Consider the following 26,108-nt stretch of genomic DNA (forward strand, 5'->3'; position numbering starts at 1 on the left):
GCTAAAATTTTATGGTTGCACCCAGTAGAAAATTTATTGTTGCCTGCGGATAGTAGCCAGCGCCTTCAATCGTAGTAATTGTTCCTGGATTACTGAAATCATCATCGTAGGTATAAAAATAGCCGTTGGAAATATATTTTACATTAAAAATATTGTTTATCAATGCCGAAAAAACCACTTCGTTTATCCACGGAAGATTGTCTAAAGTATAAACAATATTTAGATCGTTAATAAAATAACTGTCTAATTTTGAAGCCTCACTGTCAATATTTCCCATATATTGTTCGCCTACAAATTTTGAAAGAAAGCCCAATTGTAATTTCCCGATTGGTGAATATTCCAGCATATTTCCCGCAACAACGGAAGGTGAAAACGAAATATTTGTATTTCCTAGATTTACCAATTCGCCATCGCGAGCGCTAACAAAATCTACGTTTTTATTTGTGCTTAAGGCAATATTTGGAAGAACGCGCAAATTCTTTAAAATCTGAATTTCGGCATCTACCTCCAATCCTAAACGGTAACTCTTCCCACTACTTGTTCTTAACGCAGCACCCACATCGTTCAATTCGCCGGAAAGCACTAGTTGGTCTTTGTAATTCATATAATACAAGTTTGTATTTACCTTTATTTTTTCTGAAGCAAAACGCCAACCCAGTTCAAAATCGTCTAATTTTTCAGGAGTTATAATTCCTTGTTCATAATCGTTTCGTGAAGGTTCGCGGTGGGCTTTTCCGTAGGAAAAATACAACTGGTTTTCAGTATTCATTTTATACGATAATCCAGCTTTGGGATTAAAAAAAGTATAGTTTTCATCGTATATCATTTCGACTAAATCTGAAGTAATCCCTGAAGTTTTATAATTTAAAAAGCGTCCTTGCAAATCTCCAAAAATGCTCCATTGCGAATTAATGGTATAAGTTGCTTTTGAAAAAACGGTAAATTCGGTTTTTGTACCATTGCTATCATAATAGCGATCGCGAATTTCAGAATCGCTGGCAAAGCGCGCCCAAATTACTTCTCCAAAATGATCGCCAGTATAGTAGCTATAAAATGCGCCACCTGTGAAATCAATTTTATTGTTTTTGTAATTTACGTTTGCATTTACTGCGTAAAAATTATTGTCTAACCAACGTCTGCGAATTACATCGGTTGTATTTATGGTATCGCCTCCAATTTCGAGAGGTTCAAAACCGTATGTTTCAAAATCCTCATCTTCTTTATACTGTTCAAAATACCCCTTTCCCTTTGTATAATTTAACGCTACATTGGTGCTCCAATTGTTATTGAAACGCTGGTTCCAAAGTAGTTGGTAGTGATCCTGTGCATAATTATCTACTTCCTTATCGTAAAACTGTGTATTTCCGTCTTCATCGGTGTACATTCCCGCAGTGTTAAAAGTCCTGTCGTTTTGCAATTTTTCCGGGTCTTCCAAACCGTTCCACGATTGGTATGTTTCTTCCCGTCCGCCAAAAACCAAGGCTTTAATTAAAGTGTTATCGGCAACAAAAGCACCTTGCAGGAAATATGATTTTAAGTCGGAACTGGCTCGGTCTATATACCCATCAGATTGTATTGTTGACAATCTTCCCGCTAATTCAAAATGCTCGGAAAGCAAGCCAGTACTGAACTTAACATTGTGTTTATGTGTATTATAACTTCCGAATGAATTTGAAATTTCGCCATTGGCTTCATTCGAAACTGCATCGCTCAACAAGTTTAAACTCGCACCAAACGCGCCGGAACCATTGGTAGAAGTTCCCACGCCACGTTGCAACTGCAAACTCTGCACCGAAGAAGTGAAATCGGGTAAATTTACCCAAAAAGAACCTTGACTTTCAGAGTCGTTATACGGAATTCCGTTCAAGGTTACATTTACGCGCGAAGCATCGCTTCCACGAACACGTATATAGGTATAACCTACGCCAGCCCCCGCATCGCTTGTTGTAACAACCGATGGCATATAGCTCAGCATATACGGAATATCTTGCCCGAGATTTCGTTTTTCAAGATCTTCTTTGTCTAGGTTTGAATGCGTAATTGGTGAATCTGCAGACACGCGAACCGCTTGTACCAAAACTTCGTCTAGAGTTTCCGATGATTCAACTAGTGTAATATTCAACTCTAAATTACCATTTACACTTACAGAGCGGCTATCCGGAACATAGCCTATATGGCTAAATTGAATACTGTGCATACCCGAATTTAGAGAAACTTTATATGTGCCATTAAAATCTGTAATGGTTCCGCCGTCCCCTTTTAAAATTACATTTGTTCCTGGCAATGGCTGTCCGTTAACATCAGTAACCACCCCCGAAACGGTAAATTCTTGAGCAAAAACGGCACTACTTAATAAAGTAAAAAAGGTAGAAATTAATAACTTTTTCATTCGTAATAATTTAAATTATACGAATAAAAGGGGCGTTATTCTTTGTTGATTAAATAGTTAAATAAAAAACCCTGAAAATAATACGTCGCGCATTATTACAGGGGGTTTACTGTGTTCCCTTGGCAGCATTACCCGCCCAGGTTCTTTGGGTATAATCTCAGCCAGAATGATTAACGATTGTTGATTTTCGATTAACGATTTCAGAACTACTTCTAAAATCAACAATCTTCAATCTTCAATCTAAAATCCCTTAGCACCCCTTTGAGATGTTGGGCAAAGATACATTCCTTTTTTACAATTCAAATTAATTTTCATATTCAATTTTTACCATATCCTTAATACTTCGCCTTTGCTTTAGTCTTTACATTTGGATAATGGCTACTGCAAAAAACAAGTTTACATTTAAGATTATTCTGAGCTACGTCATTCTGGGAGCTTTATCGGTATTGGTTGGCTTTTTTCTGTATTCTGAATTTAAAAAATTCAGCGCTGAAACCAATGAATCCACAGGCGAAAAGAAGTTTATTGAAACTGGAATTCTCATTAATTTACTTTATGAAACCGACGGTTTTTCGAGGCTCGCCCTTTTAACCGAAAATGATGATGATTTTCAAGCCTATATGGCCAAAACAGATTCGCTTTTTAAAAAGATTGAAGAAATAAAATCACTTACTTCCAATCAATTTCAAATAAAACAGTTGGATAGCGTACATGCACTATTAAAGGAAAAAAATGAAAATATTGAACAACTTCGAATTCTACGGCTAACAAATCAAAAAGACGCTTCGCTGGACGATATTATGCGCGAAGTGCAAAAACTGGAGGCTTCCGTGGGGCTAACCTCTGTAGAGTCATTAATCCGAAACCCAGCGAACTTAAGCAACAAAGAACGCAGAATTTGGCAAAATTACGCAGACTATCTCAATAGCGATAGACGGCGCGACACTTCTACTGTAAAGTCGAAAACCGTAGATTCTATGTTAATTGCCGCACGTTATATTGTAGCCGAAGCTAAAAAGGAAAATTCGCGAATTCGGCAATCTTTGATGCAAAAGGAAAACGAACTGATTAAAAACGACCTAAATATTTCGGAGCGCTTGCGCGAGATAATTGAAAGTTTTGACCGCGAAATAACCAAAAACAATACGCTTGAAAAACAACAACGCGGTGCATCGATGAAACGCACATCGGAAATTCTAAAATTTGCCGGGATTTTGGGAGGGATTTTGGTTTTACTGTTTTCGTATTTTATTCTTTCAGATTTTTTTAAAGCAGAGCGCTACAAAAAGAATTTGGAAGAATCTAAAAATTATGCCGAATCGCTTTTAAAAAGCCGCGAACAGCTTATTTCGACCGTAAGTCACGATTTAAAAACACCTTTAAATACAATTAGCGGTTATGCCGAATTGTTTGAAAATTCAAATCTTTCCGAAAAACAAAAATATTATTTGGGGCAGATTAATACGAGCTCGCATTTTATTTCGCATTTGGTTGATGATTTGTTAGATTATTCAAAACTAGAAGCTGGAAAACTGCCACTTGAAAGTATTCCATTTTCACTTGAAAATATAATTATTGATACGGGAAATGCCGTAAAACAACAATACTTACCGAAACAAGTAGCCCTTAAAATTTCGATTTCAGAAAAATTAAAAGCCAGGATTTTTGAAAGTGATCCGTTGCGAATTCGGCAGATAATAAATAATTTGGTGGGCAATGCTTTTAAATTTACCGAAAAAGGTAGCGTTGAAATAAAAGTGGTTGAAATAGAAATAAACAATGCAATTTCAACTGTTCAAATCTCCGTAATCGATACCGGAATTGGTATTTCCGAAGAAAAACAACAACTTATTTTCAACGAATTTACACAAGCCGAAACAGGGATAGCCCACAGATTTGGCGGTAGCGGCTTGGGACTCGCAATTTCTAAAAAACTAACTGCTTTGCTGGGCGGCCATTTAAATGTAAAAAGTGTTTTGGGCGAAGGGAGCACTTTTATTTTAACGCTCCCATTGAAAAATACATCGCGAATTTTACCTAAAAAAGTATCTAAAGAACAGCCTAATTTTCAAAATTTAAATGTTGTAATTATTGACGATGACGATGCCATGCGTGCGCTTTTACAGGAAATTTTTGGACAAATGAATATTGCTTCAAAAGCCTTTCAGAATTACAGCGATTTTAAAACATTTAGTTTCGATAACGGTTTCGATTTTATTTTAACTGATATCCAAATGCCCCAAACAGATGGCTTTTCAGTGCTAAAAAATTTAAGAAATGGCAACGTTTTTTCATATAAAAATCAACCCATAATTGCCATGACAGGCAACCGAGAGCACGCCCGTGAATATTATATAAAACAGGGGTTTGCAGAAATGCTTCCAAAGCCGTTTTCGAAGCAGGATTTGGTAGCCGTATTGGCTAATATATTTCCGACACAAAACCAATTTTTTGAGAATAGCTTCGATACTACAGCTAGTGAAAAAAGCCCATTAACGAATGACGTGATTGATCTTTCCCTGCTAAAGTCATTTTTGAGTACGCCCCAAGCCATGAATGATGTACTCGTGGTTTTTAATTCTCAAACTACTGAAGACTTGCAGCAGCTCACAAATTTAATTGAAGAAAAAGACTACAAATCAATTTCAGATTTAGCTCACCGAATGCTTACGATGTTTCGTCAAATTAAAGCAAAGGAAGTAATATTAATACTCGAAAAAATGGAGGATTATCCCCTGCAACGTATTCCCGAAAATTTTTACTTTACAATGCAAAGCGATTATAAAGAATTGGTTGTAGCAATTGGCGTAGTGCAAAATGCTCTTAAAAACGAAGTGTTTTAAAGTTCAATTTTATATAATTCTAACTTGTTATAAAGTGTTTTACGGGTAATATTTAACATTTTTGCAGCCTTCGTTTTATTGAAATCGGCTTCTTTTAGGGCATTTAAAATGAGTTGTTTTTCGTTGCTTTCCTTTGAAAAATCTACAGAATTCTTTTGCTTTTTTTCAGAAAATAAAACCTCTTTCGGAATAACCTCCAGCGGTATTACGGCTGAATTGGTTAATAAAACCGACCGCTTAATTACGTTTTTTAATTCGCGCAAATTCCCTGGCCAGGCATAGTTTTTAAACGCTTCTTCCACTTCCTTTGAGAGCCCGACAACTTCTTTTTGCAAAGATTGATTGGCTTCGGCCAAAAAGTATTCAGTAAACATAAATAAATCTTCTTTGCGTTCGTGCAAAGAGGGTATATGAACTGAAAATTCGTTTAAACGATGGTACAAATCCTCTCTAAATTTACCTTCGGAAACAGCTTTTAACAAATCTTCGTTTGTTGCAGATAGTATGCGAACATCTACATCTATTTCGGTATTGCTGCCCACGGGTTTTATACGTCGTTCCTGCAAGGCACGCAATAATTGAATTTGATTTTCATACGAAAGGTTTCCTACTTCATCTAAAAAAAGTGTCCCTCCATTGGCGGCTTCAAAATGACCCATTTTATCGTTAACCGCACCTGTAAAACTTCCTTTTACGTGGCCAAAAAATTCGCTTGCAGCAATTTCCTTTGGAATAGCACCACAATCTACCGCTACAAAATTTTTGTTATACCGGGAGCTATATTTATGAATTGCCTTTGCGGCTACTTCTTTTCCAGTTCCGCTCTCGCCCTGAATGAGAACGCACATATCTGTTGGTCCGACGAGCTTCAAATATTCGTTGAATTTTTTGGAAGATTCACTAATACCAACTACAAATTTTGTTTCGGGTGCCGAAATAGGTTCGGTTTTGGTTTCGGTGAAGTTTAAATCAACATCCTTTGATTTTGAAGTTTCTTCTTCAATAATCATTAATAGTTCCTCGGGCCGAAAAGGTTTAGAAATATAATCTAAAGCTCCCTTTTTAATTGCCTTTACGGCAGTATCTACTTCGGCATAACCTGTCATTAAAATAACTTTTGTATTTGGGGCTATTTTTTGGGAGAATTCCAAAAGCGCCAAGCCGGAGTCGTCTGGTAATTTTAAATCTGTAATCAAAAAATGGAACGTTTTATCGGTAAGCATTTTTCGAGCGTTTTCTCCACTGAGGGAAACCGAAACAGCAAACCCTTTTCGTTCCAAAAAAGTTGTAAGCATTTTTCCAAAAGCTACATCGTCTTCAACTATGTGTATTTGCTGCGCCATTATATATTTCCAGTAGGTAAAAATAGTAAGTAATTGAGCGGGTAATCTTTAAAATTATCACAAAAAAGGCGTCCAAAAATTTGGACGCCTTTCTCAGAAGTATTGAATCTAAAAATACCTGCAGCTTACTGCTTCTTTAATTCATTTTTAATCCACTCACCTTTTGCGTTTGCATAAACGGTTGCGCTTTTTGCATCGGCAGTTGCAAGTTCAATTTTATAGTCACCTTTGGCATTCACATAAGCTTTAGAGATAGTTGCATCGCTGAAATCTGCAGCTACTGCATCTTGAACACTCTGAGGTAATTCAGTAACCTTTACTTCTTTGTAATCTTGTGCTACTACAGAAACTGCTACAGATTCGGCTGCTGCATCTTGGGCGGCATCTAATCTGTTTTCTACTTGAACCTCAACTGCAGATTGCTTTTGTGCGGTCATTGCTGTTGCTTCCTTTTCGGTTTGTGCAGTTACTGCGGTTAACCCTCCTAATAAAATTGCTGTACTTAAAATTAACTTTTTCATCTTTTTGTTTTAAAAATTTATTTATTCGTTTCTAAGTTTGTTTGTTGTCTTGTATAATGAAAAAGTAGTGCCATAGAAATTTGGTTCGGCAAATACCCATTAACTTTCTATGATATAGCGTTTTAGCTAATTACTAAATATTTTGAAGAATTGAAATAGTGTGTAAAACAAAGAACAGTTGTATAAAAATTACACAACTATTGTATAAAGGCTAATCAATTTTGGGAGGTCGGCGATTAGATTTTTTGAGCGCGTGTTGTTTTTTAGATTTTAATCGTCGTTCAATAGCGCCTTTTGAAGGTTTGGTTTTTTTACGTTTTTTTGCAACTTTTAAGTTTTGCTGAAGAAGCGCCAGCAACCGTTCTATTACAATAGATTTGTTGCGATGCTGGCTCCGCGTTTCGCCACATTCTAACGTGAGTGTGCCATCGGAAGATATTTTTGTAGCCAATTTATTTCTAAGTCGTGCCTTTTCTCCTTCTGAAAGCGCCTGCGAATTTTCCAAATTAAAAGATAGCACAACCTTCGAAGCAGTTTTATTTACATGCTGCCCGCCGGGACCGCTACTCCGAATGCCTTTAAAATTTAGTTCTAATATTAAAATTTCTACATTCACTTGGGTTGGTGCGCTTTGTTTAAAAGATCGTTTACCGTTTTTACTGGGTTAAAGGTATTAAGGGGCACTTCAACAAAAACTGTATTCCAATTTGCCATAGCGCCATTCCAAAGGCCCGGCAATTCTAAGGCTTTAATAGGTTTACCGAGATACGATTTATTGGATATAAAACCTGCTTCGGGATCTGTAAAATTGAGCAGGTTAAATTTTTCACCCTTGTAATTACGTACACCGCAAACCAAATCAACAGGATTAAAATGCGTAGCTTTTGCCACCAGCTTTTGCTGCTGGGCATTGATTGTATCTATCTGCGACATTTCTACAATTTGATACGAAAGGTGCCCGTTTTTATCTTTTACTAAAAAAGGCCCACCGCCCGGTGCACCGGTATTTTCAACTACACCGCAAACTCGGATTGGCCGATCCAAAATGTTCAAAATTGCCTTTTTATCTATGGGTGTGTCAATAATTTTTAATTGTTCCGAAATAAAATTAGAAGCCAATTTTAAAACGTTTTCAGATGGATTATCTGACTGCAGTAATTCAATAAAACCAAAAATTTCCTGCTGAAGTGAAATCAATTTTCCAGCTAAAACCTTTTTCTGAAAAGCAATAGTTTCAATATAATTTTCAGAAACTACGTTGTCTATATTTTTAATAAACACAATATCTGCATCAATATCGTTTAAATTTTCCAGCAAGGCTCCGTGGCCCGATGGGCGGAAAAGCAAATTGCCGTTTTGGTCTAAAAACAAATCGTTATCGGGCGTTACAGCGACTGTATCTGTTTCATTTTTTTGAAAGGAATACGTTATTTTAAATGTTTTTCCAGTGCGATTCTCCACATTTTTCTGGATTTCTGCATAGCGCTTTTTAAATTTTTCTTCATGCTCTGCCGAAACTGTAAAGTGCAAATAGGCAGTGCCATTAGACGTTGCGTAGTGTGCGGCCTCAAATAATTGTTCTCCGAAAGCGGTAACGTAATTGTCGCCGTATTTGTGAAAAGGAACGAGACCTTTGGGTGTATTACTATAATTTAAACCAGTTTCCGCCAGCATTTCTTTTACAAATAAATAGTATTTCTTGCCTTTTTCGAAATTGTAATAATCGGGATATTTTATATCCAGTTGCTTAAAAACCAAATGTGAAAAAGCAAAGTCATCAAGTGCATCGAAGAATATCTGTACATTTTTATTTTCTGTTTTTTGAAGAAATTCATCTATATTTTCTGAAATAGTATAATCTTCCAAAAACTCGTGTAGAAACTTAAACATGCGCGTGGCCGCACCAGAAGCGGGAACAAATTTCAACAGGTTTAGCTTATCTTTTTGACCTTCAAAAAGATTGGCGAATTGCCTTTGTTCCGCTTCGGAAAAAATGTTTATCCCGTTGTTTGGCGCTGCAGGTGCAATTATCTGCGCAAACGGAATTCCATTTTTAAATATTTGCAGTTGCCGGTCTATGTCGGCTTCGGTTAGGCCGTGTTTTTGTATTTGCTGTATGTTTTTTTTGGTAAACATTTTTCAATTTTTTTCTATGTACTCTGTGTATTTGTAGTTTGTATTCTGCACAGAGGCTAGGCGTGTACGGAGGGTTTTAATTTTGTAAAAGAGCATTAATTATTTCAACCGCCTTATTAAATCTTTCATTCTTGTTTCCTTTTAAAATTTTATACGGAAAACCCTGCTTTTTTAATTCGGCCTCGAAAATATGAAACATTTCTTCGCGATTATTGGGTTTATCCCGCAAAATATCCGGCTCCCAAGGTATGTCTATATAGGTTAGTAAATAGATGCTGTAATTGTTTTTGGTTGCTTCACTTTTTATTACTTCTGGGCAGTAATCGTTGTAATAGTATTCCGAGTACACTTTTAATTCCAGTAAATTTGTATCGCAAATTAGCAGCTTATCTGCCTGTTTTGCTGCTGCTTTTTCAAGTTTTAATTGTCCTTCCGCAATAGGAATTAAATCGTTTATTGAGATTAATTCTTCTTTTAAATTCCACTTTTCTTCTAGAAATTGCCGCATATATTCTGGAACCCACTGAGTATCGTAGTGCGCCGCCAATTGTTTAGACAGCGTTGTTTTTCCAGTAGATTCTGGACCGTATAGCACTACTTTAATCATTATAGTAAAGAGGTTTCGAGTTTATTGACGTTCTTTCTCCAAGCGCGATAACCATAGATAGCCACAACTGTGAACAATACATATTGAAACGAACTAAATACAAGCCCCTTATAAAGGTAAAGTGGTATTGAAATTAAGTCGCCAATAATCCAATAAATCCAGTTTTCCACTTTTTTTTTGGCCATTAACCACATTCCCACAAAAAAGATTGCAGTAGTAAAAGTATCCACATAAGCCGTCCAACTGTTCCAATTATCGAACAATTGGTACACTGCAAACACAAAAATAAGGGTTGCAATAAAAATTATGATTGAGGTTTTATGCTCCTTTTTTGTTGTTTTAGTTATTGGCGTGTAATGTGTTTCGTCTACTTTTCGGGTCCAAATATACCAGCCGTAAATACTCATTGAAAAGTAATAGGCGTTTATCATCATATCGCCCAAAAGCGCATATACCGCTAAAATATAAACAAAAATTGCGGTGCTGATGATACCCGTGGGATACACCAATATATTATCCTGTTTGGCATACCAAACACTCAAAAACCCAAATACAACAGCAACAATTTCTAGAATTACTAAATGCGTTGGTACATTTTGGTACTGTGCAAAAAACCAATCAAAAATGGGGCTCATAATCGCTGCGATCAGATTTTACAATTTTAATATACAGAAGACCTCTATCTACAGCTTCCAATGCAGTTTTCATTTCCTTTTGAAGCAGGTTCATTACCGTGTCATATTCGCCGTAAACTTGTGTGCTAAGCGGATTTTCCAAAACGGTAAGTCCAGAATTTCGAAGACTTTTAATAAAGTTGATAATCGCTGGTTCGTAGTTGTCTTGTAGCGGCGAAAGGGTTAATTCTACTGAAATTTTCATTTTTTCAATTTTAGTTCAAAACTACGATTTTAATAACTATCCAATCACAATTTCGGTTTTTGGAATTTTGTTTTTAAGATTTCAAATTTATTCGAAAGCCGTTCCCATCACAACCATATCTGCGCCGGCCCGATAGGCAGCCTGTTTTTGTGCTTCGGTTTTAATTCCGCCCCCAACGATTACAGGAATACTTATTGTGCTTTTCACTCTTGAAATTATCTCGCCATTTACAGGAAACTTAGCGCCACTTCCCGCCTCTAAGTAAATAAGTTTTGCACCCATATATTGTCCCGCAAGGGCGGTGTGAACAATTTCTTCAATATTTTGCTGGGAGAGTGGTTCGGTTTTCGTCACTTTTGAAACTGCCGAATTATTTCCGCCATCAATTAAAATATAACCTGTTGAAATAATTTGCAAGGCCGTTTGTTTTAGTTTTGAGATAGCCTTTATTTGTTGGCCAACTAAATATTCGGCATTTCTTCCTGAAAGTAGCGTAAGAAAGAGAAGAGCGTCTGCAAGTGGGGTTATGTGTGAATAATCTCCCGGAAACAAAAATATAGGAAGATTAGTTTCAGCCTTTAAAACTTGTACGGTTTCGTTAGTTCTGCCATTTTTTACCGTACTTCCACCTACAAAGAGATGCGTAGTTTCATTGGGAATTTTTTTCAGAAATACTGCCGCTTCGGCATTGGTAAATTTTTCCGGATCTATTAATATAGCAAGCTGCTTCTTTTTTGCCGAAATATTGTTGAGAAGCGTTTTGTAAAACGTATCTTCCATTTATTGATTTTCTGAAAGTAGCGCAAAGGCACAGGTAAAACCTTCAAATTCTAAATATGCCACATTGTATTTTACAGTTTTCTCTTTAAAAGTAACGGTGGCTGTAGTTTTATAATCTTCTAACGCGAATTCTTCCACATATATATTTTGCAAAAAGCTCACGCCTTTTTCAGCAAAACTTTTATAAAGAGACTCCTTTGCACACCAAACAATTGTTAGTTTGCGCATCAAGGCATCGTCATTTGCAATGGTTCGGTATTCTTCAATCGGAGTAAATTTATGTGCTATTTTTAGAATCTTATTTCGTTGTTTTTCAATGTCTATTCCCACTTCAGAATCGCTAATTATTATTGCAGAAAAATTAAACGAATGGGTAATTGAAATATGCATGTTACCCGTTAGGTGAGGCTTTCCATTTTCGTCGTAGTACAAATCGTGGTCTGTATACCCTTCCAGAGCCAGTAAATGGCGAATACTCATAAAGCCACGCCTGTGCAAATCGCTTTTCATATTAAAAACTCTGTTCGAACAGTTCTCGGTTAAAGATATTCCTTCGGAAAGGGCTTTAAACGACTCTTCAATCTTCCAAATGAAGACTTTAGTTGTGGCGTTAACTGTTATAGTTTTGTAAAGTGGCATAGATTATAAAAGGATAATTTGTACTTTTGCAGACTCAAAAAAAGAAATTAATCTTAACAAATGCCCGCTTTTGAGGGTATAAATATAACAAATATGTCAACGAAAACTGTGCCTTATACGGCGTTTAAAGTAAAAGATATTTCCCTGGCAGATTGGGGAAGAAAAGAAATTGAGCTTGCTGAAGCAGAAATGCCTGGACTTATGTCGCTTCGTGAAGAATATGGCGCGGAGCAACCATTAAAAGGTGCGCGCATTGCGGGATGTTTGCACATGACCATTCAAACCGCGGTGCTTATTGAAACTTTAGTGGTCTTAGGAGCCGAAGTTACTTGGAGTTCTTGTAATATTTTCTCCACCCAAGATCACGCTGCCGCTGCAATTGCCGCCGCTGGAATCCCAGTTTATGCTTGGAAAGGAATGACCGATGAGGAATTTGACTGGTGCATTGAGCAAACGCTTTTCTTTGGCGAAGACCGTAAACCGTTAAACATGATCCTTGATGATGGAGGCGATTTAACCAATATGGTTTTGGACAAATATCCAGAGCTTGCCGCTGCTGTAAAAGGTATTTCGGAAGAAACCACAACGGGTGTTCACCGTCTTTACGAACGAATGAAAAAAGGTACTTTGCCCATGCCTGCCATTAATATTAACGATAGCGTTACTAAAAGTAAATTCGACAATAAATACGGTTGCCGCGAAAGTGCTGTCGATGCAATCCGCCGTGCTACCGATATAATGTTGGCGGGTAAACGCGTTGTTGTTTGTGGCTATGGCGATGTTGGTAAAGGTACTGCTGCTTCCTTCAAAGGCGCCGGAAGTATTGTTACCGTTACGGAAATTGATCCAATTTGTGCTTTACAAGCCGCAATGGATGGGTTTGAAGTGAAGAAATTGGAAACCGTTGTTGGTAAGGCAGATATTGTAATTACTACTACCGGAAACAAAGACATTGTTCGCGGAGAGCATTTTGAAGCGATGAAAGATAAAACCATTGTTTGTAATATTGGGCATTTTGATAACGAGATCGCGGTAGCTTGGTTAAAGAAACACCACGGAAATACGCACGTTGAAATTAAGCCACAAGTTGATAAATACACTATTGATGGTAAAGACATTATCCTATTGGCCGAAGGTCGTTTGGTAAATTTAGGTTGCGCTACGGGACATCCAAGTTTTGTGATGAGCAACAGTTTTACCAACCAAACTTTGGCACAAATAGAGCTTTGGAAAAATGGTGAAAATTATGAAAATAAAGTATATATGCTTCCAAAACATTTGGATGAAAAAGTAGCCAAACTTCACCTTGAAAAAATTGGGGTTGAGCTTACTGAGCTTTCCGAAGAACAAGCCGAGTATATAGGCGTTACTGTTGAAGGACCATTTAAGCCTGAGTATTACAGATATTAAGGATTAACGATTGTAGATTTTAGATTTGCGATTTTTGAATTTTAAAACCCTTGCATTTTTGTGAGGGTTTTTTTATTTGAAAACATTTAACTTTTACAAAGCAAAGATAATTCATACTTTAAGTGAATGATTTATGAAGAGGAAAAAATAAAAGTCCCAAGATTCAACGAAGAATCCGGCTTCTACACTACGAAAAAGCGCTCTAAAATAATGGGCAAGATTCGCGGGAAGAATACGAAACCTGAATTGCTTTTCAGAAAATCGCTTTGGAACCAAGGAATTCGGTATCGGATAAACAACAGAAAACTTCCCGGAAAACCAGACGTTTCCATTATTAAATATAAACTCGCTATTTTTATTGACGGTGAATTTTGGCACGGATACAATTGGCCCGAACGAAAAAAAACCTTAAAAAGCAATAGAAACTTTTGGATTCCAAAAATCGAGCGGAACATGCAGCGCGATCGCGAAGTAAATCAACAATTAAGCGAAATGGGTTTCACCGTTTTTAGATTTTGGACCAACGAAATAAAATATAATTTAGACAAATGCATCAACGATATTTTGGTGTTTATAAATACCGGACAAAATGATTAATTCTAAACTCCCAAACATAGAAACCTCCATTTTTGCCAAAATGAGCAATATGGCGGCAAAACACAATGCTTTAAATCTTTCGCAGGGCTTTCCCAATTTTCCCAGCGACCCCGCTCTCAACGCTTTGGTAAATCAAGCAATGAGCGATGGCTTTAATCAGTATGCGCCAATGCCCGGCGATTTCGGACTGCGGATGGAAATTTCAAAAAAAATTGAAAATCTTCACAATCACATTTACAATCCCGAAACGGAAATTACTATTACGGCGGGAGCTACTCAAGCCATTTTTACAATAATCGCTGCAACGATTAATAAAGGCGATGAGGTTATTATTTTTACGCCGGCCTACGATTGTTATGCCCCAACGGTAAAACTCTTCGGTGGAAAAATAGTCTCGGTACAATTAAAACCCCCATTTTATAGTCCCGATTGGCAAGAAGTTGCCGATAGGATTTCATCAAAAACTAAAATGATAATTATCAATTCGCCGCACAACCCCACAGGAATGCTTTTTACTGAAGATGATATGCTTCATTTGCAGGATTTAGCTGAAAAAAACAATCTTTTAGTTTTAAGCGACGAAGTGTACGAGCACATCATTTTTGACGGAAACAGCCATCAAAGTGCTTCAAAATTTGAAGCATTGGCCCAACGTAGTTTTATAACGGCCTCTTTCGGAAAAACATTTCACAACACCGGTTGGAAAATGGGCTATTGCGCAGCTCCAGAAAAGCTAATGCGGGAGTTTCAAAAGGTGCATCAATTTGTAGTTTTTTGCGTGAATCATCCCGTTCAAAAAGCATTGGCCACGTATCTAAAAGACGAAAACCACTATTTAAAGCTTGCAGATTTTTACCAGCAAAAACGCGATTTCTTTTTACATTTAATCGAAGGTTCCAATTTTAAAATTATTCCCACCAAAGGCACGTATTTTCAAATGCTCGATTTTTCTGACATTTCAAACGAAAGTGATCTCGTATTCACCGAAAGACTTACAAAAGAATGTAAAATTGCAACGATTCCAACTTCAGTTTTTAATAAAGACCTACAAGATTTTAAACAGATACGTGTTTGTTTTGCCAAAACAGACGAAACACTCGTAGAAGCAGCGAAAATTCTTAATGAGCTCAAAGTATAATTTAATATTTCAATTGAAAAAGAAACAGTAATTTTAAAAGAAAAATGAAAACTGATTTAAAAGTAACTATTGTTCAAAGTGAATTGGTTTGGGAAAATGCCGAAGCCAATAGAGCACAATTTTCAAAGAAATTCCAGCATATAAACGAAGAAACAGATTTAATAATTCTTCCTGAAATGTTTACCACGGGCTTTTCAATGAACGCGGCAAAGCTAGCCGAACCGAACTATGGCCCAACACTTGAATGGATGATTCAAGAGGCAAAAAAATACAATGCCGCCATTACTGGAAGCGTTATTATTGCTGAAAACGATACATTTTTTAACCGCCTCTTTTTTGTTTTTCCCGATGGCAATTACGAAAAATATGATAAGAGACACACTTTTACGCTAGCGAAGGAAAATGAAACCTACACCGATGGAAACAAGAAACTGATTGTAAATTACAAAGGCTGGAAAATTTGCCCATTAATTTGTTACGATTTGCGATTTCCTGTTTGGGCAAGAAACACCGAAGATTACGACGTTTTAATTTACATTGCCAATTGGCCAAAAGTTCGCACCCTTGCTTGGGACACGCTACTTAGAGCGCGAGCCATAGAAAATATGGCGTATTGTATTGGGGTAAACCGGGTAGGTTTTGATGGTGCCGACCATGAATATATTGGGCATTCATCGGTTTTTGATGTTTTGGGGAAACAGATTTCTCCCTCTGCATTTGGTGAATTTACGGAAACTGTTGCATTAGAAATGGAACATATTAAAACCAACCGACAACATCTGCAATTTTTAAACGATCGCGATACGTTTACTTTAACGTAAAGGTTTCGTTTAAGCTCCAATTGGCGCGCACTTCAATTTGTCTGGGGTAGTAGATTATTTTTTCGGGTTCCATTCGGTTTAGGAAACTTCCGGCGTCCCATCTTCCGTTTTGGTTTTCGTCGTAAATTATTCGAAGAAAATATTTATCGGGCAAAAGCGCTTCAAAAAGTACCGTTTTATCTTCCGTAAGGTATTCTTCTACCACCAGTTTGTATTTGCTGTCTTGTAACTGGACGATTAATGGCCATTGCGCTGCATTTACCAAAGTTAAGCTCAATGTACCGTATTCGGAATTTAAACGTGTACTTACCTTATACTCTAGGGTGTCATTGGTTTTTTCGAAAAAATCCGTCAGCGCTCCAGGCAATAATTTTACGGTGTAGCTTTCGTCTTCAGTTTTTGAAAAATATACCTCGGCACGGTTGTATTTTTCATTCAATTTTATACTCGTTTCAACAAAGGTTGAATCATTCGCCATTACTTCAAATTTGGAAGCGTTATACGAAATAAGCGGTGTATTAGCCCGTAATTGGAAGGTGTCCTTTAATTTTACCGTACCTGTTTTTATTGCTGTAATAGTTAGCGAATCCTTATAAAGTTCGCGCATTCGCACCGTAGCTGTATCGATGTTAGAATTATTGGAAATTTTAAACCTTAGGGAATCTACTTGAACCGTTGGCTTAAACCAATAGTGAAGTGTATCTTTTGTTTCATCTTTAAAAAAGGTAGAAACATAGCCTTCGGGCATTTCTGAAAGTGTGCTTATGTTTAAATTTTCTGCGCGACCTTCATAACCAAAAACTATATGATTATTACCAATCTGACTGCCACGTGTAAATTTATAATCGGGCATTTCCTTAAAAAGGGTGATAGTGTAAGTAGTATCCGTAGGCAAGGTAATTAGTTCCTTTACAAAACCAATTTTATCGTTTTTAGGCTGAAACGTGTAATCGTTATTTTTTTCCTTTAACGCCATTAGTAAATATTGCCCTTCTTTTAAGTTGCTTAACTCAAAAGTTCCCGTACTATCTTTGGTAACCGTTATGTATGTTGGTTTTTCAAAATAAACCACCGAATCCTTAAAAGTTTCATTAATCTCGTAAAGCATTACGGTTGTTGGAATTTCGGGTGTAATAAGTTGTGCATATTTTACGCTTCCCGCAACTTTTAAACTATCTATATAACTTCCAGTAGAAAAAATGTATTTGTAATATTCAAATTTGTTTTCTTCGTTATTATCTACAATGCTATTGCCAAAATTGAAGGAGTATGTTGTATTTGGTTTTAAGGTATCAATTATTTTTATTTTTAAGGTTTTTGAAGTGCTTAAAGGTGTTATAATTGGAGCATACTTCATCGGTGGTGATATGATGAGCTCTTTGGCTATATCTTTCAGCTTTATATATTCATCGAACCTAATTTCAATTTCGCTACCTGTAAAATTAGTAGTGAAATTTTCAGGAATACTTCGCACTATAACCGGCGGAATGGTATCTCGTGGTCCACCCGATGGCGATCCTTTTTTTGCGCAATCTACAAATGAAAGCATAAATAAAAAGGCGATGGCAATGTAAAGTAGACGGTGTTTCACTAATAGTTTTTTAAAGGTTACTGGATGCGAAATTGAGATTTCAAAATTAAACAATAAGTGGCAACAATTTGCAATATACTTTTATGCAGTGGCAATTGTGGCAATGCTGATGGTAACATTTTCAGCTTTTAATAATTGAAGGGCGCATTTTTCTAAAGTTGCACCAGTGGTAATTATGTCGTCTACCAGCAAAACGTGGTGGTCATTTATAACTTCCAGGTTTTGGGTTGTAAAAACTTCTTCGGCATCAAAACGGAGGATTCGTGTTTTAAAAACCTGTGGGCCCGATTTCGAAATCTTTATTAAAATATCATCGCGGTAAGGAATGTTTAAAGCTTTGGCTATTTCTTTTCCAAATCCTTCCACTTGATTGTAGCCGCGTTTCTTTAATTTTTGTTTGTGAAGAGGCACTGGAATTACAACATCTACGTCATTGTACGAATTTATCTCGGCTAATTCAGCTCCCAACCATTGTCCAAAAAAATTACTTATCTCGCTCTTGCCGCGATATTTAAGATTGTGCAACAATTTCTGTGTTAACCCTCTTTTTTGAAAATAGACGAGGGCGGTAGCATTTTTCAGTAAAAACCTTCCGTAAAATTTATCTTTTAATTGTGTGCTACCCGTTCTGTGAAACACTGCTAGCGGAAGAGAATGAACACATTCTAAACATACCACTCCTTCGCCCTTCAATAACAGTTGCTTACAACCCACGCAAACTCTCGGGAAAAGAAGATTTAACATATTTTAAGAATTTTTATCATTTCGTAAACGTTTGTTAAAGAAATAGCTGCATACATTTACCAGCTAAACTTAACTTATTAATTATGACTACAAATGAAAATAATAGTGGCAAATTTAAGATACTCATTGGGGTACTCTCAATTTTGCTTATAGCCCTTGCTGTTTATACGGTTACTTTATTTAATGATAGTAAAAGTACGGTATCAAAGCTTGAGATGCAAAAAGCAGATATAGAGCAGGAACTGGAAAGCCTTATTGCCAACTATGACGAAGTGATAAAAGACAACGAACTTAAAGACAAAGATTTACTTGCCGCCCGCGAAAGAATTACTGTGCTTTTAGATTCAGTTAAAGATGCCGAAGCCAACATGGTTTTAATTGATAGATATAAGAGAGAAATTGGCAAACTTAAGCAAGAACGAATTTTATTCTTTAAACGTGCCGATAGCCTCATAGCGGTAAATAAGCAATTAGCAATGGAGCGCGATAGTACCTCGACCGAGTTAGAAAACACACGCATGGTTGTAGATTCGGTAAATCAGGAAAATATGGCTATGAACGAAACCATTAAAAAAGGATCTATCGTTAAAGCTACAGATTTACGCGGCGAAGCTGTAATTATTAGAAATAGCGGAAAAGTGGTAGATACCAAACGTGCCAGTCGTGCAGATAAAATAAGAGCGTGCTTTACTCTAGCCCCAAATGCTATTGCGAAAAAAGGCGATAGAACATTCTACGTTCAAGTTATTAATCCACGAAATAAAATGATGGGCGACGATGCGGTTAAACAATTTGAAGAAAAAAATATAAATTACAGCAGTTCCACAAACGTATTTTACGAAAATGATGAACTAGATGTTTGTATTTTAGTAAATTCTGCCGAGGTAGACCTAATTGAAGGCCGATATACCATTAATCTTTTTGACGGCCCAAGCCTTATTGCCACTACCACAATGGCACTTAAATAGAAACCATTTATAACACATAAAAAGTAATTTTAATGCCTCAAAAATCAAATATGATTTTTGAGGCATTTTTTTTCAGTAAATTTCAATTCCCCACTTGGGGACTGGAGGGCTTTTTGCTATTTTTGCGCCATGGCAAATAACGAAGATCAATTCAAAAAAGTAGTCTCCCACGCAAAGGAGTACGGTTATATTTTTGCATCAAGCGAAATTTATGACGGATTAAGCGCTGTTTACGACTATGCCCAAAACGGCGTAGAGTTAAAGAAAAATATTCGCGAATACTGGTGGCGCAGCATGGTGTATATGCACCAAAATATTGTAGGTATAGATTCTGCAATTTTAATGCACCCAACCACGTGGAAGGCTTCTGGCCACGTAGACGCTTTTAATGATCCGTTGATAGATAATAAAGATTCCAAAAAACGGTATCGCGCCGATGTGCTAATAGAAGATTATGCCGAAAAGCTCAATCAAAAAGCTCAAAAAGAAATTGAAAAAGCAAAGAAGCGTTTTGGCGACAGCTTTAATGAAGAAGAATTTGTTACCACCAATCCTCGTGTAGTTAGATATGTAACCGAGCAGCGCACAGTTTTAGAAAGAATGGCACGCTCTCTCGAAAATGAAGATTTAGCAGATATAAAAGCTTTAATTGAAGAATTGGGTATTGCCGATCCAGATACAGGATCGAAAAATTGGACCGAAGTACGCCAATTTAATTTAATGTTTGGCACAAAGTTAGGTGCCTCGGCAGAAAGTGCTATGGATTTGTACTTACGTCCAGAAACGGCACAGGGGATTTTTGTAAACTTTTTAAACGTCCAAAAAAGCGGAAGAATGAAAATTCCTTTCGGAATTGCCCAAATTGGTAAAGCTTTCCGAAACGAAATCGTTGCGCGTCAATTTATATTCAGAATGCGCGAGTTTGAGCAGATGGAGATGCAATTTTTCGTTCGTCCCGGCGAAGAGCTTAAATACTACGAATACTGGAAAGAAACTCGTTTAAAATGGCACCTTTCTTTGGGGATGGGCGAGGAAAATTACCGCTTCCACGACCACGAAAAAATGGCGCATTACGCAAATGCCGCAACCGATATTGAATTTGATTTTCCTTTTGGATTTAAGGAATTGGAAGGAATTCATTCCCGTACCGATTTCGATTTAAAAGCTCACGAAAAATTCTCTGGAAAAAAACTACAGTTTTTTGATCACGAATTAAATGAAAGCTACGTGCCCTATGTGGTGGAAACATCTATCGGGCTAGACAGAATGTTTCTTGCCGTATTGAGCAATTCGTTACAAGATGAAACTCTGGAAGACGGAAGCGTACGAACTGTTTTAAAACTTCCCGCAATTTTGGCTCCTATAAAAGCAGCTGTTCTTCCTTTAATTAAACGCAATGGCCTACCTGAGATTGCACATAAAATAATTGAGGACCTGCAGTGGGATTACAATGTAACTTACGATGAAAAGGATGCCGTGGGCAGACGTTATCGCCGTCAGGACGCTGTGGGTACACCTTTTTGCATTACCGTAGATCACCAAACAATTGAAGACAATACAGTAACGATTCGCTATAGAGATTCTATGGAGCAAGAACGTATTAAAATTGAAGATATTTCAGAAAAAATGAAGGAAACCATATCATATAAAAACTGGCTTTCCGAATAATTTTTTTAAGTTGTTAATTCTATATTTTGAAATTGGAGGGTAATATTTTACCCTCCTTTTTTTATATCAGTTATTTCAGCGGGCGTTGCTTTGTCGCACCTATTCATTCTTCGCAATCCGTTAAACTTCACCCATACTTTTAACCCATCCACTTTGTAGGTTTCATCTAAATTTATAGGGTCCAAATAGTAAAATTCCATTTTATCACCAGGCATTTGTATGGTGTATGGGCAATCATTTTCTTTATCCGAATAAATTATTGTACCCAACATATACCCAGCAGCAATCATTTTTTGAGGATCTACGGTTTCTTCTTTTGAAGTTGTTTCCTCCGTTGAAGTACTTTCCGTTTGTTTCACTGTGGTGCCACAGGAAAGTATTAAAGTTGAAAAGATTGCTATTCCTATTTTTAAAAACATTTTTTCCCTTTTTTAATTGTTTTATGAAGATACAAAAAAGGAAAATAGCGCTACCGTTTTAAGTAAATAAATAGTGAAACAACCTACTTGGTGTTATTGCTAAAAATATGCCCGCAACTGTACACTGCCTGTATGTACTGTTTTGGTGGCTTCACTTTTTCTACCGAAATAGGAAAGATTAGCATCTAAATATTTAGTTATCCGCTTTTGAAAAAGTAACCGCCAAGTAAAGTTGGTACCAGGTTGCAATCCTTCTAACATTTGGTATGCCACAGGTGAAAAAGGACTTCCGGTAAAATTATTGTCTATGTAGTTTAACTCACCATTTACCGAAATTTTTTCGGCATTGGTGTATGCGAATGAAAAACCTAAAGTTTGTTGTTTTAATTGCTCCATTTCGCCCAACTGATTATCCTGATTTGCAAATTCATAAAAAACGTCGAATCGTGTTTGTTGGCTCAGCAAATAGGAAATCTTTGGAATAAATTCATACATATCCAAACGGTAATTTCTACTGGCAAAACTCTCTGAAAGACTTTCGTTACTGCCCGTAGCACCTTTTAAATTAAGCAGCCAACTTTCGTAAAATTTATGGTTGAAATTCAGTTGGTGGCTTTTTAAATTATTTCGTTGTAATCCCACCGCCAGTAAATTATCGGCCGACGTAGATATAAAAGTATAACTGGAAGTATAGCGCTGTTTGCCACGATTAAAAAACAATGCATTTCTAAAATTCAACGTAAGTCCCAATTGGTCTTCGCCTCCATCTTCAAACGGATTTATATTGAATCCGTCATTTTTTCGTTTTACTTTTCGATCCAAAACATAGGAAGTTTGATTGTAAAAATGCGAAAGCAGCTTTTTAAAGCCCTCTTTATTCGACCAATTTTGAGGGTTTAAGGTTAAAATTTGACTAAATTTATTTTGTCTTATTTTTAGAAATACTTGGTTAGGAAGTAAAACTCTAACGTATTCCGCCTGATCTTGAAACTGTGCCACTTCAAATTCTTCCAATTCCTGAATACCATTGTTATTATAATCTATCCAAACATAAACGCCCTGTCCCGGCTCCGTTTTTACATAGGTAAATTCCTGTTGCGCAATAACTCCGTTGTTAGATTCCAAAGCTGTATTTAAGCGAATACCGCCATCAAAAAGCGATTGATTATACAATATTCGCGAATTGAGCGAACGTTCAGTTTCACGATTATCAATAGTTACGGGCAGCGAATCATTCGGGTTAAAACCGGTGCCTGTTTTGGGCTCGTATTTTAATGTCCGATAATTTGCAAAAGCCGAAAGTTGGGTGTTTTCGGTATTTATGAGCCGTGATTTTAAATAGTACGTATTTGAAGAATTCACCTTTTGAAGTAAATTATTGCGAACACTATCGGTTACTCTGTATTGATAGCCGGCTTCCACAAAAACTTTGGTACTATCGCCAATACCGGTAAAGGCCTCAAAAGCACTAAACTTTTGACTTATGGGCGAAATACTATCGCGAACCACATCTTTTATCTGGTTGTCTTCCAAGGCAACTTTTGCACCCACCCAAGCTTTTTCTAACGAATAAGTTGTACGGTTATTAAACCTAAAAAATTTAGATGCTATAGAATCGGCTTTGCTGTTTAAATAGCTTCCGTGGGTATGAACCTGAAATTTCTTTAGCCTTAATTCGGATCCAATTACGTGCCGAGTGCCGTTGAAATTTTCAGAATAATTCAAGTTTTGGAATTCATACCGCCCCCCGCCAATTTTTGGATGCGAAACCTCTACTCCTGAAATCACAAAGCTTTGGTTTCCCATCGGGTTTATCAGGTTCCAATCTCTGTTGAATTCAATATTATATAGCCTTTCAATGGTCCTAAAATCTCTCTGTACAAAATCCAAAGAGCCAAATCCGTCTATTTTCAATGTATCTGCCGTTGTTACTAACCGCTGCTTAAAAGCCAGTCTCCCCGCAAAACCATCATTATTATTGTCGTCTATATCGCTAAAAAGATTGAGGTCGTTTTTACTCCCTGCAACTTCAAAATCTACTTGTGTTTTTTCGGAAGGATGAAAACTTCCGTTTAGGCCGCCAACCTGCAATTTTATTGGTGCATTTAACCGAATAACCGGCGCATAATTTCCCTGAGGCACGTTATTAACTGGAGCTACGTATTCAAAAATACGGCTTATGGCATTGGTTTCACTTATTACATAATTTCCATTATTGGGGCCCACAAGTGAAAACCGCACACTAAAAAGTTCATCTTCGGGATTGCTTGAAAAGACAAAAATTTCTTCGCCATTAATAATTTCCTTTTTATAGAGAATTTTGTTCTCCGAATATGTATCGGGCACCGCAGATGGTGCGTTCATCAGCTCCCGATTATCTCCTGCCGCCTGTAAAATAGCTACCTGTTCTTCCGAAAGACTTTGTTGCAAAGGTTGGTTTTTAGCATCATTTTCTGAATAAACATAAACCCCCAAATCTAAATTTTCACTTGTATAATTCCCGCCACCATAACCAATAAACCGCGTATAACTTCTATCGGTATATTGATATTCCACCATAATTCGCATATTACTCGTTATCGGAAAAGTTGGGTTAAACTTAATTTCACCAGCGTTGTAATCTATTATATAATCTTCGTTTTCCCCTCGTTGCAAAAGCAATCCATTAACGTAAACCCGCTCACTACCTGAAACCACCAAAATATAAAGTTCGCCATTGGGCCCCACCAATTTATACGGTCCTTGGTTTCCTTCCTGCCCAATAAATTCGCTTTTTGAAAAAACGCCACGTACCAAAGCACCCGATGCATAAGCCGAAATTTTAGAGCCATCTTCATTATTGAAAATGCCACCAAGTGAAATTCCCTGTACCTTTTTCGTAAATTTCCCAAAATAGCTATTGCTATTTTGAAGGTCGATATCGCCGGCGCGGATGTTCCAATTTTCACCAAATAGCTCGATAAAAATTTGGTCAAATTCATTTAAACTTTGCGAATATCCACCTTCCTGCGTGGGTATATTTGCATCCTGAATAGAAGCTCTAATTGAAACTTTATCGCTCAGCTTTCCGGTAATTTGAAGGTCCAGCTCGCTGTTAACCACTGCATTTTGATTATTTCCTATGGTAATTCCGCGCGTAATACTACCGGAGGTATTTAGACCGTCAAAAGGCGTAAAAACATTTTTTGTAGTGCTTTCGTCCAACGAATAAAGCTTGTCAATTTTACCAGTATTTTCAACTATAATTTTTGAATCGAAGGTGAAATATTCGCGTGTTAAAAATTCGGGATACTGTAAATATTGGATGGTTAACGAGTCCTGCTGTTGCTGTAATTCTTCGGAAAAAATAATAGTTCCCTTTTTAAAATCTATTCGGTAACTGAACGGATTTGGCGAATTTCCGTTTTTATCGAGAATTACAAATCGCTTTGGATTGATACCCGCGCTGTCCAAAACAACAGTGTCCCGTAAAGCAACTTTTTTTTCTTTATAATTTGAAGAATTATCCTGCGCATAGCCAGCAGCCACAATAAAAAAGAATAAAACAGACAGGAATAACTTCATTGACTATTAAACTAAACACTTGGGTTTTTATTTCCTTTTCCGCGCATCCGGGAATCTTTTGGTATTACAACAAACTTTTCTAGTTAAACTTATTTCACAAGATTTTATTTTGTGTATTCCAATCCTTCGGCTGTTGCTAGGGATAAACTTTGGCGGGAATTTCATCAAAAATAGACAAACCAGTAAAGAAATACTCAACAAGTTGGTAATCGAAATTTAGATTTTTATATTGCGATTACAAAAAAAATAAACCTAAAAGAGATTCCCGCCTCCGCGGGAAATGTTATGAAAATAATCTCATACAACGTAAACGGAATTCGCGCCGCAATGCGCAAAGGATTTATTGATTGGCTTAAAGCCGCAAACCCCGATGTTGTTTGCCTTCAGGAAACTAAAGCAAATTTTGATCAAGTTGAAATTGAACAAATTGAAAACGCTGGTTACCCGTATCACTATTGGCACAGCGCGGTAAAAAAAGGCTACAGCGGGGTGGCCATTTTTTCAAAAATAAAACCAAACCACGTTGAATACGGCACCGGTATAGAATATATGGATTATGAAGGAAGAAACATCCGTGTAGATTTTAACGATGTTTCCGTGATGAGTTTGTATTTGCCAAGCGGAACAAATATTGCCCGTTTGGAACATAAATTTAAATTTATGGCCGATTTTCAAAAATATGTTGATAAGCTGAAAAAAGAAATACCAAATTTGGTTATTTGTGGCGATTACAATATTTGTCACGAAGCCATTGATATTCACGATCCCGTTCGCAATAAAAACGTTTCTGGCTTTTTACCAGTAGAAAGGGAATGGTTAGATAGGTTTATGAAAAGTGGGTTTATTGATAGTTTTCGCCATTTTAACAAAGAGCCGCATAATTACACCTGGTGGAGCTACCGCGCCAATGCCCGAAACAATAACAAAGGTTGGCGTATAGATTACAATTTGGTTTCAAAACCGTTGCTGGATAATTTAAAACGCGCCGTAATCCTGCCCGATGCAATGCACAGCGACCATTGTCCGCATTTAGTGGAACTTGAATTTTAAA

Annotated in this window: 21 protein-coding genes and 1 pseudogene; 8 read left to right on the forward strand and 14 right to left on the reverse strand. The window is 36.9% G+C overall.

Going from position 1 to position 26,108, the window contains the following annotated elements; genetic code table 11:
* Position 1: 1 nt before the first annotated feature.
* On the reverse strand, positions 2-2,389 hold the full coding sequence (locus VZD24_RS06310; RefSeq protein ID WP_342687029.1) for a TonB-dependent receptor: 2,388 nt from the start codon (positions 2,387-2,389) through the stop codon (positions 2-4).
* Between the two features lie 374 nt (positions 2,390-2,763).
* Here VZD24_RS06310 and VZD24_RS06315 point away from each other — a divergent pair, with 374 nt between their 5' ends.
* The gene (locus VZD24_RS06315) at positions 2,764-5,232 is read left to right on the forward strand and encodes a hybrid sensor histidine kinase/response regulator (RefSeq protein ID WP_342687028.1); all 2,469 of its coding nucleotides are present in this window, start codon (positions 2,764-2,766) and stop codon (positions 5,230-5,232) included.
* Here VZD24_RS06315 and VZD24_RS06320 read toward each other — a convergent pair.
* The 9 genes from VZD24_RS06320 to VZD24_RS06360 form a co-directional block, all read right to left on the reverse strand.
* The gene (locus tag VZD24_RS06320) at positions 5,229-6,575 is read right to left on the reverse strand and encodes a sigma-54-dependent transcriptional regulator (protein ID WP_279449327.1); all 1,347 of its coding nucleotides are present in this window, start codon (positions 6,573-6,575) and stop codon (positions 5,229-5,231) included. The two genes, VZD24_RS06315 and VZD24_RS06320, sit on opposite strands and share 4 nt — an antisense overlap.
* A gap of 125 nt (positions 6,576-6,700) precedes the next feature.
* Positions 6,701-7,096 carry a hypothetical protein gene (locus tag VZD24_RS06325; protein WP_279449328.1) on the reverse strand — a complete coding sequence of 132 codons (396 nt, stop codon included), beginning with the start codon at positions 7,094-7,096 and terminating at the stop codon, positions 6,701-6,703.
* 211 nt (positions 7,097-7,307) lie between these two features.
* Entirely contained in the window at positions 7,308-7,712 is a 405-nt protein-coding gene (gene arfB / locus VZD24_RS06330) for an alternative ribosome rescue aminoacyl-tRNA hydrolase ArfB (protein ID WP_342687027.1), read from the reverse strand.
* A complete protein-coding gene (locus VZD24_RS06335) occupies positions 7,709-9,232 on the reverse strand; it encodes a DUF4301 family protein (RefSeq protein ID WP_279449330.1) in 1,524 nt (507 codons plus the stop codon). The genes arfB and VZD24_RS06335 overlap by 4 nt, the downstream gene beginning before the upstream one ends.
* A gap of 76 nt (positions 9,233-9,308) precedes the next feature.
* Positions 9,309-9,839, reverse strand: coding sequence for an AAA family ATPase (locus tag VZD24_RS06340; protein ID WP_279449331.1), 531 nt, complete (start codon positions 9,837-9,839; stop codon positions 9,309-9,311).
* Positions 9,839-10,474, reverse strand: coding sequence for a nicotinamide riboside transporter PnuC (gene pnuC, locus VZD24_RS06345; protein WP_279449332.1), 636 nt, complete (start codon positions 10,472-10,474; stop codon positions 9,839-9,841). Before pnuC ends, VZD24_RS06340 begins: the two co-directional genes overlap by 1 nt.
* Entirely contained in the window at positions 10,458-10,718 is a 261-nt protein-coding gene (locus tag VZD24_RS06350; protein ID WP_279449333.1) for a thiamine-binding protein, read from the reverse strand. The genes pnuC and VZD24_RS06350 overlap by 17 nt, the downstream gene beginning before the upstream one ends.
* An 87-nt stretch (positions 10,719-10,805) precedes the next feature.
* A complete protein-coding gene (locus VZD24_RS06355) occupies positions 10,806-11,498 on the reverse strand; it encodes a phosphoglycerol geranylgeranyltransferase (RefSeq protein WP_342687026.1) in 693 nt (230 codons plus the stop codon).
* Positions 11,499-12,137 (reverse strand): 4'-phosphopantetheinyl transferase superfamily protein, encoded by a 639-nt coding sequence (locus VZD24_RS06360; RefSeq protein ID WP_342687025.1) that lies wholly within the window; start codon positions 12,135-12,137, stop codon positions 11,499-11,501.
* Between the two features lie 93 nt (positions 12,138-12,230).
* Between VZD24_RS06360 and ahcY the strand changes: the two genes are divergently transcribed.
* The 4 genes from ahcY (at position 12,231) to VZD24_RS06380 (ending at position 16,103) form a co-directional block, all read left to right on the forward strand.
* Positions 12,231-13,547: an adenosylhomocysteinase gene (ahcY, locus tag VZD24_RS06365; RefSeq protein ID WP_342687024.1), complete on the forward strand. Its 1,317-nt coding sequence runs from the start codon at positions 12,231-12,233 to the stop codon at positions 13,545-13,547.
* A gap of 126 nt (positions 13,548-13,673) precedes the next feature.
* Positions 13,674-14,144 (forward strand): very short patch repair endonuclease, encoded by a 471-nt coding sequence (locus VZD24_RS06370; RefSeq protein ID WP_342687023.1) that lies wholly within the window; start codon positions 13,674-13,676, stop codon positions 14,142-14,144.
* Entirely contained in the window at positions 14,137-15,282 is a 1,146-nt protein-coding gene (locus tag VZD24_RS06375; protein ID WP_279449338.1) for a methionine aminotransferase, read from the forward strand. The genes VZD24_RS06370 and VZD24_RS06375 overlap by 8 nt, the downstream gene beginning before the upstream one ends.
* Before the next feature lie 44 nt (positions 15,283-15,326).
* On the forward strand, positions 15,327-16,103 hold the full coding sequence (locus VZD24_RS06380; RefSeq protein ID WP_279449339.1) for an amidohydrolase: 777 nt from the start codon (positions 15,327-15,329) through the stop codon (positions 16,101-16,103).
* Here the strand turns inward: VZD24_RS06380 and VZD24_RS06385 are convergent.
* Both VZD24_RS06385 and VZD24_RS06390 read right to left on the reverse strand, forming a co-directional pair.
* Entirely contained in the window at positions 16,090-17,694 is a 1,605-nt protein-coding gene (locus tag VZD24_RS06385; RefSeq protein ID WP_342687022.1) for an Ig-like domain-containing domain, read from the reverse strand. The two genes, VZD24_RS06380 and VZD24_RS06385, sit on opposite strands and share 14 nt — an antisense overlap.
* Before the next feature lie 81 nt (positions 17,695-17,775).
* Entirely contained in the window at positions 17,776-18,438 is a 663-nt protein-coding gene (locus VZD24_RS06390) for a ComF family protein (protein WP_342687021.1), read from the reverse strand.
* Between the two features lie 83 nt (positions 18,439-18,521).
* Here VZD24_RS06390 and VZD24_RS06395 point away from each other — a divergent pair, with 83 nt between their 5' ends.
* Positions 18,522-19,406 (forward strand): DUF8428 domain-containing protein, encoded by an 885-nt coding sequence (locus VZD24_RS06395; RefSeq protein WP_342687020.1) that lies wholly within the window; start codon positions 18,522-18,524, stop codon positions 19,404-19,406.
* A gap of 129 nt (positions 19,407-19,535) precedes the next feature.
* On the forward strand, positions 19,536-21,074 hold the full coding sequence (locus VZD24_RS06400) for a glycine--tRNA ligase (protein ID WP_342687019.1): 1,539 nt from the start codon (positions 19,536-19,538) through the stop codon (positions 21,072-21,074).
* A 47-nt stretch (positions 21,075-21,121) separates the two neighbouring features.
* Here the strand turns inward: VZD24_RS06400 and VZD24_RS06405 are convergent, their stop codons facing one another.
* Together VZD24_RS06405 and VZD24_RS15295 are read right to left on the reverse strand one after the other, a co-directional pair.
* Positions 21,122-21,493: a hypothetical protein gene (locus tag VZD24_RS06405; RefSeq protein WP_279449344.1), complete on the reverse strand. Its 372-nt coding sequence runs from the start codon at positions 21,491-21,493 to the stop codon at positions 21,122-21,124.
* Positions 21,494-24,040: 2,547 nt separating this feature from the next.
* Positions 24,041-25,057, reverse strand: a pseudogene (locus VZD24_RS15295) (DUF8818 domain-containing protein); the annotation flags it as partial.
* A gap of 285 nt (positions 25,058-25,342) precedes the next feature.
* Between VZD24_RS15295 and VZD24_RS06415 the strand changes: the two are divergent.
* Positions 25,343-26,107 carry an exodeoxyribonuclease III gene (locus tag VZD24_RS06415; protein WP_342687017.1) on the forward strand — a complete coding sequence of 255 codons (765 nt, stop codon included), beginning with the start codon at positions 25,343-25,345 and terminating at the stop codon, positions 26,105-26,107.
* The last annotated feature ends 1 nt before the right edge of the window (position 26,108 follow it).

The organism is Aequorivita flava, from assembly GCF_038742595.1.
Lineage (GTDB): Bacteria > Bacteroidota > Bacteroidia > Flavobacteriales > Flavobacteriaceae > Aequorivita > Aequorivita marisscotiae.